General features: G+C 65.5%; 13 protein-coding genes. 4 read left to right on the top strand and 9 right to left on the bottom strand.

Annotated elements, in window-relative coordinates; all coding sequences use genetic code 11:
* Positions 1-48 precede the first annotated feature (48 nt).
* Positions 49-954 (bottom strand): DMT family transporter, encoded by a 906-nt coding sequence (locus tag ACK2SD_RS05280; RefSeq protein ID WP_342650606.1) that lies wholly within the window; start codon positions 952-954, stop codon positions 49-51.
* 172 nt (positions 955-1,126) lie between these two features.
* Here ACK2SD_RS05280 and ACK2SD_RS05275 point away from each other — a divergent pair, with 172 nt between their 5' ends.
* Positions 1,127-1,999: a helix-turn-helix domain-containing protein gene (locus ACK2SD_RS05275; RefSeq protein ID WP_412461549.1), complete on the top strand. Its 873-nt coding sequence runs from the start codon at positions 1,127-1,129 to the stop codon at positions 1,997-1,999.
* A gap of 21 nt (positions 2,000-2,020) precedes the next feature.
* Here the strand turns inward: ACK2SD_RS05275 and ACK2SD_RS05270 are convergent, their stop codons facing one another.
* The 6 genes from ACK2SD_RS05270 to ACK2SD_RS05245 all read right to left on the bottom strand — a co-directional run bounded on the left by ACK2SD_RS05270 (position 2,021) and on the right by ACK2SD_RS05245 (position 8,269).
* Positions 2,021-4,414, bottom strand: coding sequence for a TonB-dependent siderophore receptor (locus ACK2SD_RS05270; RefSeq protein WP_412461548.1), 2,394 nt, complete (start codon positions 4,412-4,414; stop codon positions 2,021-2,023).
* A gap of 130 nt (positions 4,415-4,544) precedes the next feature.
* Positions 4,545-5,522: a FecR family protein gene (locus tag ACK2SD_RS05265; RefSeq protein WP_304484587.1), complete on the bottom strand. Its 978-nt coding sequence runs from the start codon at positions 5,520-5,522 to the stop codon at positions 4,545-4,547.
* Positions 5,519-6,076 carry an RNA polymerase sigma factor gene (locus ACK2SD_RS05260; protein ID WP_412461547.1) on the bottom strand — a complete coding sequence of 186 codons (558 nt, stop codon included), beginning with the start codon at positions 6,074-6,076 and terminating at the stop codon, positions 5,519-5,521. Before ACK2SD_RS05260 ends, ACK2SD_RS05265 begins: the two co-directional genes overlap by 4 nt.
* On the bottom strand, positions 6,073-6,399 hold the full coding sequence (locus ACK2SD_RS05255; protein ID WP_412461546.1) for a DUF3325 domain-containing protein: 327 nt from the start codon (positions 6,397-6,399) through the stop codon (positions 6,073-6,075). Before ACK2SD_RS05255 ends, ACK2SD_RS05260 begins: the two co-directional genes overlap by 4 nt.
* Entirely contained in the window at positions 6,399-7,967 is a 1,569-nt protein-coding gene (locus ACK2SD_RS05250) for a PepSY-associated TM helix domain-containing protein (protein WP_412461545.1), read from the bottom strand. The genes ACK2SD_RS05255 and ACK2SD_RS05250 overlap by 1 nt, the downstream gene beginning before the upstream one ends.
* A complete protein-coding gene (locus ACK2SD_RS05245; protein ID WP_295487369.1) occupies positions 7,964-8,269 on the bottom strand; it encodes a DUF3649 domain-containing protein in 306 nt (101 codons plus the stop codon). The genes ACK2SD_RS05250 and ACK2SD_RS05245 overlap by 4 nt, the downstream gene beginning before the upstream one ends.
* 258 nt (positions 8,270-8,527) lie before the next feature.
* Here ACK2SD_RS05245 and ACK2SD_RS05240 point away from each other — a divergent pair, with 258 nt between their 5' ends.
* Entirely contained in the window at positions 8,528-8,872 is a 345-nt protein-coding gene (locus ACK2SD_RS05240; RefSeq protein WP_029615012.1) for an HPF/RaiA family ribosome-associated protein, read from the top strand.
* A gap of 159 nt (positions 8,873-9,031) precedes the next feature.
* Positions 9,032-9,331, top strand: coding sequence for a DUF3509 domain-containing protein (locus ACK2SD_RS05235; protein ID WP_039580015.1), 300 nt, complete (start codon positions 9,032-9,034; stop codon positions 9,329-9,331).
* A 175-nt stretch (positions 9,332-9,506) separates the two neighbouring features.
* On the opposite strand, the gene ACK2SD_RS05230 is transcribed toward ACK2SD_RS05235, so the two are convergent.
* Positions 9,507-9,980 (bottom strand): phosphate-starvation-inducible protein PsiE, encoded by a 474-nt coding sequence (locus ACK2SD_RS05230; RefSeq protein ID WP_037028783.1) that lies wholly within the window; start codon positions 9,978-9,980, stop codon positions 9,507-9,509.
* A gap of 272 nt (positions 9,981-10,252) precedes the next feature.
* Between ACK2SD_RS05230 and ACK2SD_RS05225 the strand changes: the two genes are divergently transcribed.
* Positions 10,253-10,522 (top strand): YebG family protein, encoded by a 270-nt coding sequence (locus ACK2SD_RS05225; protein WP_029615010.1) that lies wholly within the window; start codon positions 10,253-10,255, stop codon positions 10,520-10,522.
* Between the two features lie 20 nt (positions 10,523-10,542).
* Here the strand turns inward: ACK2SD_RS05225 and ACK2SD_RS05220 are convergent, their stop codons facing one another.
* A complete protein-coding gene (locus ACK2SD_RS05220; protein WP_412461544.1) occupies positions 10,543-11,562 on the bottom strand; it encodes a Leu/Phe/Val dehydrogenase in 1,020 nt (339 codons plus the stop codon).
* Between the last annotated feature and the right edge of the window lie 180 nt (positions 11,563-11,742).

The following is an 11,742-nucleotide window of genomic DNA, read 5'->3' as shown; positions in this document are numbered from 1 at the left end:
TAGACACTCCCGCGCTGGCATCTGCTGCAACCCCGCCAGGCACGCCCGTCACTTCATCGCCAATGCCGCGCCTGGTGCCTTGATCGGTCGTGGCTTGCGAAACACCAGCACATTGCCGGCCATCACCGCCAGCAGGCCCAGCAGCGCCGGTGGCGTCCACTGGTAACCTTCGGCGAAGGCCGAGACGTTCAGCGCCACCAGCGGGAACAGCACGGTGCAGTACGCCGCACGCTCCGGCCCCAGGCGCCCGACCAGGGTGAGGTAGGCGGTGAAGGCGATCACCGAGCCGGGAATCACCAGGTACAGCAGCGAGCCGATATAGCGCGCGTTCCATTCCACGCTGAACGGCACGCCGCTGACCAGGCAGTACAGGCCCAGCAGAATCGCACCGTAGACCATGCCCCAGGCGTTGGTGGTCATCGGCCGCAGGCCCGCCTTCTGCTGCAGGCTGGAGAGCAAGTTGCCCGCCGAGAAACACAAGGTGCCGAACAACGCCAATGCCAGCCCGACCAGGGTTTCGGTACTGGCGGTATGGTCCGACAGTTCAGGCCAGAACAGCAGCCCCAGGCCGAGCAGCCCCAGCGCACCGCCGCCGAGCACATTGGCAGCGATGCGCTGGCCGAAGAACAGCCGCGCGTTCAGGGCGTTCCACAAGGTCGCCGTGGAGAACACCACGGCGATCAGCCCACTGGCGATCCATTGGCTGGCGGTGAGAAAACACATGAAGTTGACGCAGAACAGGCACAGGCCCTGGGCCAGACAGATCAGGTGCCCCCGCCGCCCCATCGGTTGCAGGCGGCGGGTCAGCAGCAGGACGGCGAACAGGATCAACCCGGCCAGCGCGAAGCGGTAGACGATCGAAACCGGGATGGCCACCACGCCCAATTGCAGCTTCAGGGCGATCCAAGTGGTGCCCCAGATCAGGACGGTGAGCAGGTACAGGGACAGGTTCATGGCGTGGATCCTTGCGCGAGAAGTGACGGCTGGGCGTACGCGGCCCGACCTCGACCGCCGCAGTCTTCACCGGCTGGCGCCACCGCGCTTGCACAAACTTGCGCTTTTGCGCTCCGCCCTCTGCGCAACGCGCCCGCCGCGCAGTAGGATGCGAGTCACGAGGAACCCGCCGATGCCGCCACTTCATCAACTGCACGTGTTCAATGCCCTGCACAGCTCGCCGCGTGCGCGCCTGGAGTCCAGCGCGCAGCTCGGCGAGGGGCTGGCCGTGGCCTTGTGGAACAACCGGGACGACACCCGCGACTATCAAGCGCCGAGCCACCACACGCTGTCGTGCTACATCGCCGATGGCACGGGCACCTATCGCCGCCAGCGCCCCGCCGACAAAGGCGCGCCGGGCAAGCTGTGCATCATGCCGGCCGGCCATGAGTCCAGCTGGGTGATCGACGGCAGCATCCGCCTGGCCCACCTGTACATCAGCGAAGAACGCTTCGCCCTCGGTTGCCTGCGCCTGCTGGACCGCGAGCCGCGGCAGATGCAGTTGCACGAAGCGATCTTCATCGACGAGCCGCAGCAAGCCTTGCGCTTTCGTCAATTGATCGACCTGGGCTGGGACGAGCCGGGCGAGCGCCTGCTGGCCAGCAGTCTGGCGCATGCCATCGTCGACCACGCCGTGCTCGGCCAGGTCGGACTGCGCCAGGGCCTGCGGCTCAAAGGCGGGCTGGCGCCGCATCAGCGCAGGCACCTGACCGACTACATCGAGGCACATCTCGACCAGCCGCTGGCCCTGGCGGATCTGGCGCAGCGTTGCCACCTGTCCGAATACCACTTCGCGCGGATGTTCCGCGAAAGCTTCGGCCTGCCGCCGCACCAGTACCTGCTGGCGCGGCGCCTGGAGCTGGCGTGCCGCCTGCTGCGCCAGGGCGACCTGCCGCTGGGGCAGGTGGCGCTGTTGTGCGGCTTCGCCAGCGCCAGTCACTTCAGCAACCGCTTCCGCCAGGCCCTCGGCGCTACGCCGGGAGCGTATCGCGCCGCGTTCGCCTGAGCCTGCGCGCTCAGCGGAGAGTCAGAACTCCAAGGTGCTCGACAGACTGACCTGGCGTGCATCGCCAAGGGCGACGAAGTAACGGTTCACCGCCGAGCTGTAGTAGACCTTGTCGAACAGGTTCTTCACGTTCAGTTGCAGGCGCACCTTGTGCGCGTCCAACTGGGTTTCGTAGCTGGCGAAGGCGTCGGCCACGGTGTAGGCCGGCAGGTCGAAGTCGTTGCTCGGGTTGCCGGCACGCTCGCCCACGTAGCGCGCACCGGCGCCCAGGCGCAGGCGGTCGCCGCCGAACAGGCTGCCGTAGTCATACACCGCCGACAGCGAGCCGCTGTGGCGCGCCACGTTCTGCAGGCGATTGCCCTTGAGCGCCGGATCCTTGGTGACTTCGGCGTCGGTGAAGGCGTAGCTGCCGATCAGGCTCCAGCGCTCGCTGAGCTGGCCACTCAGGTCGAGTTCGACGCCGCGCGAATTGACCTCGCCGGCGTTGCTGTAGAGGGTTTCGCCCGAGCGTGGATCGAGGTTGGCCACCAGCACGTTGCGCTTGGTGATGTCGAACAGCGCCAGGGTGCCGGTGATCTGACCCGGAATATCGAGCTTGGCGCCCAGCTCCCAGGCCTTGCCCTCCTCCGGCGCGATGGAGGCGTCAAGCACGCGCCCACCGGTCAACGGCGCAATGCTGGAATTGGGCTTGAACGACTCGCTGTAGCTGCCATAGAACGACAACTGCTCGTCGACCTTGTAGACCAGCCAGGCATGCGGGGTCCAGGCGTGGTCGCGGGTATCGGTATTGGTGTTGAAGGGGCGTCCGCGTCCGGCGAGTTGGTCGTACTGCTGCAGGCGCACGCCAGCCACGGCGATCCAGTGATCGTCCAGGTGCACGGCGTCCTGGGCGAACAGCGAGTCGGTGCGCAGCTTGTCGGTCTGGTCGCTGTCACTGGCGCGCACGGTCGTGCCTTCCGGCTCACGACCATAGATCGGGTTCAGGTAGCTGAACCTCGAACGGCTGGCCTGGCGGATCAGGTCGGCGCGGTAGACCTTGCGGTCTTCGTGGTCCATGCCCAGCAGCAGGTCGTGCTGCATGCCGGCCAGTTGCACGTTGCCGGTCAGGCTCAAGGTGGCGAACTGGTCGCGACTCATGGCGCCATGGGTGCCGTCGATACTGCGGTTCAAGGTGCCAAGGGCATCGTTGACGCCGGTCACCCGCACCTGGCTGGCATCGTAGGTTTCGCGGTTGAAGCTGTAACCCATGTGCACTTTCCAGTCGTCGGCCAACTGGTGGTCGACTTCCAGGCGATACAGGTCCGAGCGCCCTTCCATGTCGTTGAACTTCTCGTCCAGGCGACGCGTGGCCGGGATGTCCAGCGGGTGGTTGGTGCGGTTGCTGATCGCCGTGCCACGGTCGAATGGCGAGAGGAACTCGCGGTGCTCGTAGGCGAAAGTCACCTGGGTGTCTTCGCCGTACCAGGCCAGCGACGGCGCCACCAGCGACTCGCGGTGCACGCCGAAATTGCGCCAGTAGTCTTCGTCCTCGTGGTCGACGATCAGGCGATAGGCCAGGTTGCTGTCGCCCAGCGCGCCGGTACTGTCGAAGCTGCCGCCACTGCCGTTCTTGCCACTGCCGTAGCTGGAGCCACGCACGGTCAAGGCGTTGTACTGCTGCATCTGTGGACGCTTGCTGACCACGTTGATCACCCCACCCGGATCCTGGATGCCGTAGAGCAGCGAGGCCGGGCCTTTGAGCACTTCGACCCGCTCGGTGGTGGCGTTGAGGCTGCGGCCCTGCACCAGCGGCATGCCGTCGCGCATGATCGAGCCGTCGCGGTTGTCGCCGAAGCCGCGCTTCATCACCGTGTCGGCGGTGCCGCCGAAGTTGTTGCCCTGAGTGATGCCGCTGACGTTGGCCAACGCGTCGTCGAGGTTGCGCGGGGCCTGGTCGCGCAGCACCTGGGCAGACACCACGTTGATCGCGTGGGGGATCTCCAGGTTCGGGCCCTGGCCGCGCATGATCGAGGCGCTGGCCGGCGGCTGGTAACTGAAGTTGTCCAACTGCGAGGTGACGGTGGTGGCTTGCAGGCTGACGGCGCCAGCGGTATCCATCGCCTCCAGGGTGAAGGTGCGGGCGTCGAGACGACGCCAGATCAAACCCGACTGGCCGAGCAACTGCTGCAAGGCCTGTTCGGCGCTCAATGCGCCGTTCAGCGCCGGTGCCTGCTGGCCGGACAGCGCCAGGGTGTACACCACGCTCTGCCCGGTGGTCTGGCTGAACGCCGCCAGTGCCTGGGCCAGAGGCTGGGCGGGCTGGGCGAAGGTGAACAGCTGGACCTGCTCGGCCGCACGGGCCAGTGGCGCCTGCGTCAGCAGGGACGAGGCGCAAAGACCGAACCAGAGAGGGACGCAACGCGGGGTGAACTTCATGGACGCAGACCTGTGAGGAAACGGGTTGGTTGCGAATGAATCGCACTTTCACTCACTACACGGATGCGAGCCCGTTTCACCTCACCCGCTTTTGAAAATATTTTTCGTCGGCGCCCCGGGCCTGCTGCACTCAGCGAATGATCGTCACCCGGCCCAAGAAGGTCTGCGGCGTGAAACCCAGCACCTTGCCCAGCGACGCCAGGGCCTGCAACGGCTCCTGCACCGGGAAACTGCCGCTGACCGGGCGCTGCGCCAACGCGTCGTCGAGCAGCAGCAGGCGTCCTGGGTAATAGCGCTGCAGGTCGTCGACCACCTGCGCCAACGGCACTTGGTAGTAGTTCAGCCAGCCCTGACGCCACGCCAGCCGGCTGTCGCTGTCCACCGTCTGCATTTCTCCGGCGTGACCATCGGCATAACGCAGTTGCTGATTGGCGACCAGTTCGCGCGGTGTCGCGCCCGGCGCCGGCGTCACCGCCACGCGTCCGCTGCGCACGGTGACCTCGGCGCTGTCGCCGCGCTCGCGCACCTCGAACTGCGTGCCCAGCACCCGTACTTCGCCGCCAGCGGCCTGCACCAGGAATGGCGCGCCGGTGTGGGTCACCTCGAAGAACGCCGCACCGCGCAACAGGCGCACACGGCGCTGGCCGGCGGCGAAGTCCAGGGCCACGGCGCTGCCGGCATCCAAGGTCAGGCGCGAACCGTCGCTGAGCGTGACCTGCCGCACCTGCGCCGCGCTGCGGTAATCGGCGCGCAGATCCTGCAGCCAGAACTGCGGCTGCCAGCCGGCCAGGCTGCCCAGCGCCAGCACCAGGCAGGCCGCCGTCGCCAGCGCGGCTCCCCGCCAGCGCCGACGCGTCGATGACGGGCGCATGGCCTGGAGATACTGCTGCAGTTGCGCCTGCTCCTCTTCGGCCAGGCGCAGCGCCGGGCCCTCGCTCTGGTGCCACAGTGCCTGGGCCTCGGCGTAGGCGTCACGGTGCGCCGGGTGCGCCAGCAACCAGCGTTTGAACGCTGCGCCGTCGGCGGCGGCCGGCTGCTCGTTGATACGGCTCAGCCAGCCCAGGGCCATGCGCGACTGCTCGGCGGTGATCGGCTCGGACGGACTCATCGGCGCTCGCTCCCTGGCCTGCGCGTTGCGGTGGCGGGCTCGGCGACACTCGCCTTGCACGCTTCTAGGGCGCGCATCATATGCTTTTCCACCGCACTCTGGGACAGCTGCATGGCCTTGGCGATCTCGCCGTACTTGCAGCCGTGAATACGGTTGAGCAGGAAAATCTGCCGGGTGCGCTCGGGCAGATTGCGCAGGGCCTGTTCGATTCGGCGCAGGTCGTGATCGACCTCCAGCGCCTGCTCGGGCGCCTGGGCCGACGGCTCTTCATCGTCCAGATAAAGCCCCTCGGCCACCCGCCCGCGACTGCCTTCGCTGCGCAAGTGGTCGATGGCCAGGTTACCCGCGCAGCGCAGCAGGTAGGTGTCCAACGCTTCGACCTTGACCGTAGGTCGGCGCCAGAAGCGCAGGAACAGTTCCTGGACCAGGTCCGAAGCCGTGGCGCGACAGCCCACGCGTCGACTGACCAAGGCCTCCATGCGCCCACGCTGGGCCAGGAACACCTGAACGAAGCGCGCCCGACCACCGGCCTCGTCGAGTTCCGGCTCGCTCACGCGGCGAACACCGCCAGCAGCGGCGCCAGCACCAGGCTGGCGCCCGCCAGGCCCAGCAGCACGCGCGGCAGGTAGGGCAGGCCGAACACCCACAGGGTCAGACCGGCCATGAGCAGCGCCGTCCACTCCACCAGCCCCAACGCCAGCCCGCGCACGTGCACGGCCAGCAGCAGCCCCAGCAGCAACAGCGTCGCGCCGCCCACGCGCAAGACCCGCAATTCCACTGCGCGTGGCTTGCGTGCGAGCAACTCGGTGAAGTGCTTGTCCATGGCCAGGCACAGGGCGACCAGCGCCGCGAAGTTGAACAGGGCAACGCTCAGCATCAGTTCGCTTCCAGAGTGGGACCGGCAGCCTTGTCACGGCCCGCGCGCTTGGCCACGGGCTTGGGCGCGCGCAACATCTTCGCCCCCGCCCAAGCCAGGAGCAGCCCAGTGCCCAGGGCGGTGAGGTCGAAGCCGGCCATGGCCCAATCGCCCACGGCGATCGAATGGTTCAGGCCCTGTCCGGTGGTGAGGCCGTTGAGCAGCGGCAGCAGGCCGAACGCCGCCGCGCCCAGGGCCAACTGCTCGCCCCAGGCACGCCGGCCGGGACGCAGCGTGGCATGCACCAGCGACAGTCCCCAAGCCACGAAGAAGGCCCTGATCTCCCACTCGGCGCGGCCTTCCAGCGCCACCGGCACCAGCCGATTGGCCCAGAAGAACGCGGCCACGCCAAGCAGCAGCCCGGCCATGCTGGCGATGTTGAGCACCTCGACCAGGCGCAGTTCGGGCGGCTGACGCTCGCGCTTGGCGTGCTTGAGCTGGCGCTTGCCCAGCCACATCACCAAGCCCGTGCCGATGACCGCCGTGCCGGCGACGCCGAACACGAAATACAGCCAGCGCAGCCAGGGGCCAGCGAAATTACCCATGTGCAGGCCGACGAAGGTGAAGGAGGTCATCATCGCCGTGCTCTCCGCCGCGCCCTGCGACAGCAGCGCGCCGTCGGCACCGTTGAAGGTCCAATTGGCGCTGCGCCTGTAGGCGACGCTGTCGGCCGAGGCGCGACTGAGGGTCACCCGCGCGCTGGCATCGCCCGGATTCTCCACACGAATCAGATTGATCTGTGCGCCTGGCGCTTGCTCCAGCACCTTGTGATACAGGGTCGAGAGCGGCACCTGCGGGGCAACGCCGACGCGTTCGATGCTTTCGTCGCGCCCGAACAAGTCGTTGAAGTAACTGTTGGTGTCGCCATAACTGGCGAGAATCCCGGCAGGCATCACCATGTACATGAAGATCACCAGGCTGCTGTAGCTGATCATCAGGTGAAACGGCAGCACCAGCACGCCGATGGCGTTGTGGCCGTCCAACCACGAGCGCTGGCCCTTGCCGGGTCGGAAGGTGAAGAATTCCTTGAAGATTTTCTTGTGAGTGATGATGCCGGTCACCAGCCCCAGCAGCATGATGAAGGCGCAGAACGTCGACAACCAACGGCCCCAGGGGTGTGGCATCTCCAACTGGAAATGGAAGCGATAGAAGAATTCGCCTCCCCGACTGTCTCGACCTTCGACCGGCTGGCCGCTGGCAGCATCCAGTTCCTGACCGTTGAAGCCGCGCCGCCCCGAATGCTCGGGTTCACGATAGCCAACGCTCAAGGCCGCCTCGCGCTCGCTGGGCAGGCGAATGAACCAGGTGCTGGACTGGGCGGCATGGGCTTGCAGGTAGCGCTGGGCCAGATCGAGGCTCGCGGCCCGGTTCAACGGATGGCTCTGGATCTCCGGCTTGGTCCAGTGGGTGATCTCTTCCTTGAAGTACGACAGCGTGCCGGTGAGGAAGATGGCGAACAGCAGCCAACCGAAGATCAACCCGGTCCAGGTGTGCAACCAGGCCATGGCCTGACGGAAGCCTTCCTTCATGGCTGCTTCACCCACCAGGCCAAGACACCGACCGCGCCCAGCACCAATGCCGGCAGCAGCACGCCCAACCAGGCGCGCAGCGCGCTACGGCAAGCGAAGCACCAGAGGAAGGCGAGCACGTAGAACACGAACGACAGCATCATCCCGGTCAGCGCCGCATCGACCTGGGCACCCGGCATCAGCAGGCTGGTGCAGACACTCACCGCCGAAGCCAGCAGATAACCGCCGAACAAGGCGGCGAGACTGCGCGAGGTGACGGCCAGGCGATAGCGCAAAGGCAGGCCGGCGGCTTGGCTTTTCATGGTGCGGCGGTCCGAAGCGAAGATGAAGACGTGCAATAGTAATGATTTCAATTCTCATAAGCAAAGCTTCGAGACGGTCCGCCTCCAGAGACTCGCCCGTCGTAGCGCGGGCGCGAATGCAACAGAACATTTATTTTCAGCCAGGGGTTGAAATCCCTTGGCGCTTGCCTGACTTTAGAGTCAAGAGGCGAAGCATTTCCAGGGGCCTCAAGGGCCTGAGCACGCCTCCACGCGAGCAAGCTGAATAAGGATTGAATCATGCAAATCCAGGTCAACAGCAGCAACCATATCGACAGCAGCAGCCGTCTGAACGAATGGGTCCGCAGCACGCTGGAAAGCACGCTGCAGCGCTACGAGGATGACCTCACCCGCATCGAGGTCCACTTGCGTGACGAGAACGGCGACAAGGCCGGTCCGCAAGACAAACGCTGCCAAATGGAGGCGCGGCCAAAAGGCCATCAACCGATTTCCGTCAGCCACACCGCCGATTCGCTGGATCATGCGATCGAAGGCGCGGCGAACAAGCTGAACAATGCCCTGGAACATCTGTTCGGCAAGCTGCGTAGCAAGCGCAGCGTGTTGCAGCCCGTCGAAGAAGAATGACGGTTCACTGAAAACGCCCGGTGCACTGCACCGGGCGTTTTCGTGTGCGGCCTTCAGAGCATGCTGGGAGCCCTGACGCGGGTCACCTCAGCGACGACGCTGAACCATCTGCCCTGTCCTTCGGTCAATGCTTGCACACCTTTGCGAAGATGCAGGCCCATGACCAATCCCTTCGACCTGATCAGCGACGCCTTTGCCCCGCACTACCGGGTCAACCTCAGTATCGAACGCCTGGACGGCAGCATCATGCTGACCCTGTCCAAGGACACCGGCGTGGTCGCCAAACGCCTGATCAGCGCCGCGCAGCGCAACGACCCGGTGCGCCTGCGCCGTGTGGTCGACAGCATCCGCCTGGGACTGGCCATCGAGCAGGGCGAAGACGCGCTGGAACTGCTGGCCGCCATGACCGACCGCGGTGCCCATGAGCGGGTACTGCAGATGGCGGGCATCGCGCGCTAGGCTCTGTCTGAAGAGTTCTGAACGCCGGGGAGACAAGGCGAAAACAGCCGAGGAACGGTCGGAGTCGCGCTCGACTTTACTGGTTGTAAATGAGCATTCCGACCGGGCTGGCGATCCAGGCTGTTTTCAACGCAGGATCACCAAGTATCAGGGCTTTTCAGACAGAGCCTAAGCGTCAGACCTTGCCGTCGTCCATGTCCTTGCCGCTGGCGTCGATCACCCGGGTCGACGGATAGCGGTACGAAGCGTAGCGCACCACCAGGATCGCGAACGCCAGCAGCAGAATCCCTCCGCAGACGTACAGCAGCCCTACGTCCGGCGCCTTGTGGTGCGACACATCGCCGATCAGCAGGCGGGTGAGCGCGGTAATCGCCACGTAGAGCAGGAAGCGGATGGGCATGTGGTTGGTCTTGAAATAGATCCCCACCATCGCCCCGAGCTCCAGGTAGATGAACAGCAGCAGGATGTCATCGACGCTGATGCCGCCCTTGGACAGCATGTCGATGAAGGTCAGCACCGCCGCGTAGGCGGTTATCGCCCCGATGCCGAACAACGCCAGGTAGTGGAAGGACTCGACGCACAGGTTGCCCAGTGAGTCGGCGGAGCCGTGCAGGCCCTTGCGCAGCTTTTCAGCCCATTTGATGTTCACGATCGTTCGATTCCCCATGACGACAGGCAGCATGATGCATCAGCCTTGTGACGCTTGTGGCATGCAGTTAAAGGGCCAGGCCCCGTGCTTGGAAGGCGGCCGAGTGCCGCACGACACCTGTGGTCATCAACTGGCGACAGGGCGCCCGCTAAAATCAAATGGCCACTCGCCAGGTCGGTGGCGATAGACTATGCTCGACACTGTATAAAAATACAGTTATCGTGCACCCCATATTTTCCAACCCACATACGCATAAGGCACAGAGGTGATGAATGGCCGTCGAAGTGGTGTACCGCAGCAGCCGCGACCCGGAGCGCTTGTTCATGGATAAAGCCGAAGCCGATCGTCATGACAAGATGCTCGAATTGGCCGAGCGCCTGGCCGAAGTCCTGCAAAAAGCCGTGCCGTCGCTGAACGAGCAGCAGGTGGAGGAAGCGGGTATCTACATGGCCAAGAACCGCGACGTGTTCGCCCGCGCGTTCAAGAGCCAGCCCGACGCATTGGCCGAGTTGCTCGAAGACACGCCTGCCGAAGCCGAATAGGCCGTAACGCTACCGGCGCCTCAGCCGTACAACAGCCGCTCGGCAAGCCAGTGCGCCACGCGCGCAGGCGAGCGTTTTTCGGCTTGGGCGTGGGCGAACACTTCGGTCAGCCGCTCGGGAATGCGGGCCAGATGCGCGGTGATGGTGCGTGGGTCGGCGCCACGGTGGGTCAGGGCCACGTGAATCAGGCCACCGGCGTTGATCACATACTCCGGCGCATAGAGAATGCCGCGCGTCTCCAGTCGGTCGGCCACCTGCAAGTCGGCCAGTTGCTGGTTGGCGGCACCGGCCACCGCTGCGCAGCGCAAGGTCATCACATTCTGTGCATTGAGCACCGGTCCGACACCACAGGGTGCGAACAGGTCGCAGGGCGTGCTGATCAGCGCGTCGTGCGCCACGGGGTGCGCATCGAGCTGCTCCACCGCCAGCCTCACCCGCCCGGGGTCCAGGTCGCTGACCAGCAGTTCGGCGCCTGCCGCATGCAGTTGCTCGGCCAGTGCATAGCCCACGTTGCCCAGGCCCTGCACGGCCACCCGCAGCCCTTCGAAGTTGTCGCTGCCCAGGCGCGCCATGGCCGTGGCGCGAATGCCTGCGAACACCCCCAACGCCGCGTGCGGCGAAGGATCGCCACAGGCTGTCGTGCTGCTGACATGGGGCGTGGCTCGGGCGATGCAGTCCATGTCCAGGACGGACGTGCCACTGTCCACCGCCGTGATGAAACGCCCTTGCAGGGTGTCGATGAAGCGCCCGAATGCCTCGAACAACGCCGCCCGATTCTCGACATGGACATTGCGCAGGATCACCGCCTTGCCCCCGCCGAACGGCAAACCGGCCAACGCCGCCTTGTAGCTCATCACCTGCGCCAGTTGCAGCGCCTCGCTCAGTGCACGCTGCTCATCGGCGTAGGGCAGGTAGCGACAGCCGCCCAATGCCGGTCCCAGGTGCTGGCTGTGGATGGCCACCACGGCCTTCAGGCCCGTGTCCGGATCGGTCCACAGGTGCAGGGACTGGGTGCGGGTGCTTTGCATGAGCGCGAACATCGACGGGCTCCCCTTCGCGGTGCTCATCCAGTATAGGCAGTTCGCCATCGCCCGGGCGTCGGCCAGACCACTGGACGAACGCGCCTACCGAGGCTACACCTCAAGTGTCCTGTCTCGAACATGTGCTGCTCAGGTTTGCCAGTGACCGCTTCCCCCCAAGCCACTCGGCCCAACTGAAAC

It is taken from the genome of Pseudomonas sp. SC11 (assembly GCF_047039205.1).
GTDB lineage: Bacteria > Pseudomonadota > Gammaproteobacteria > Pseudomonadales > Pseudomonadaceae > Aquipseudomonas > Aquipseudomonas boreofloridensis.
This window is presented reverse-complemented; position numbering and strand designations above follow the sequence as displayed.

What these genes read in the sequence shown, in the direction of transcription:
- ACK2SD_RS05280 (WP_342650606.1), bottom strand. Translation starts at nt 954, where the DNA reads ATGAACCTGTCCCTGTACCTGCTCACCGTCCTGATCTGGGGCACCACT.
- ACK2SD_RS05275 (WP_412461549.1), top strand. Translation starts at nt 1,127, where the DNA reads ATGCCGCCACTTCATCAACTGCACGTGTTCAATGCCCTGCACAGCTCG.
- ACK2SD_RS05270 (WP_412461548.1), bottom strand. Translation starts at nt 4,414, where the DNA reads ATGAAGTTCACCCCGCGTTGCGTCCCTCTCTGGTTCGGTCTTTGCGCC.
- ACK2SD_RS05265 (WP_304484587.1), bottom strand. Translation starts at nt 5,522, where the DNA reads ATGAGTCCGTCCGAGCCGATCACCGCCGAGCAGTCGCGCATGGCCCTG.
- ACK2SD_RS05255 (WP_412461546.1), bottom strand. Translation starts at nt 6,399, where the DNA reads ATGCTGAGCGTTGCCCTGTTCAACTTCGCGGCGCTGGTCGCCCTGTGC.
- ACK2SD_RS05250 (WP_412461545.1), bottom strand. Translation starts at nt 7,967, where the DNA reads ATGAAGGAAGGCTTCCGTCAGGCCATGGCCTGGTTGCACACCTGGACC.
- ACK2SD_RS05245 (WP_295487369.1), bottom strand. Translation starts at nt 8,269, where the DNA reads ATGAAAAGCCAAGCCGCCGGCCTGCCTTTGCGCTATCGCCTGGCCGTC.
- ACK2SD_RS05240 (WP_029615012.1), top strand. Translation starts at nt 8,528, where the DNA reads ATGCAAATCCAGGTCAACAGCAGCAACCATATCGACAGCAGCAGCCGT.
- ACK2SD_RS05235 (WP_039580015.1), top strand. Translation starts at nt 9,032, where the DNA reads ATGACCAATCCCTTCGACCTGATCAGCGACGCCTTTGCCCCGCACTAC.
- ACK2SD_RS05225 (WP_029615010.1), top strand. Translation starts at nt 10,253, where the DNA reads ATGGCCGTCGAAGTGGTGTACCGCAGCAGCCGCGACCCGGAGCGCTTG.
- ACK2SD_RS05220 (WP_412461544.1), bottom strand. Translation starts at nt 11,562, where the DNA reads ATGTTCGCGCTCATGCAAAGCACCCGCACCCAGTCCCTGCACCTGTGG.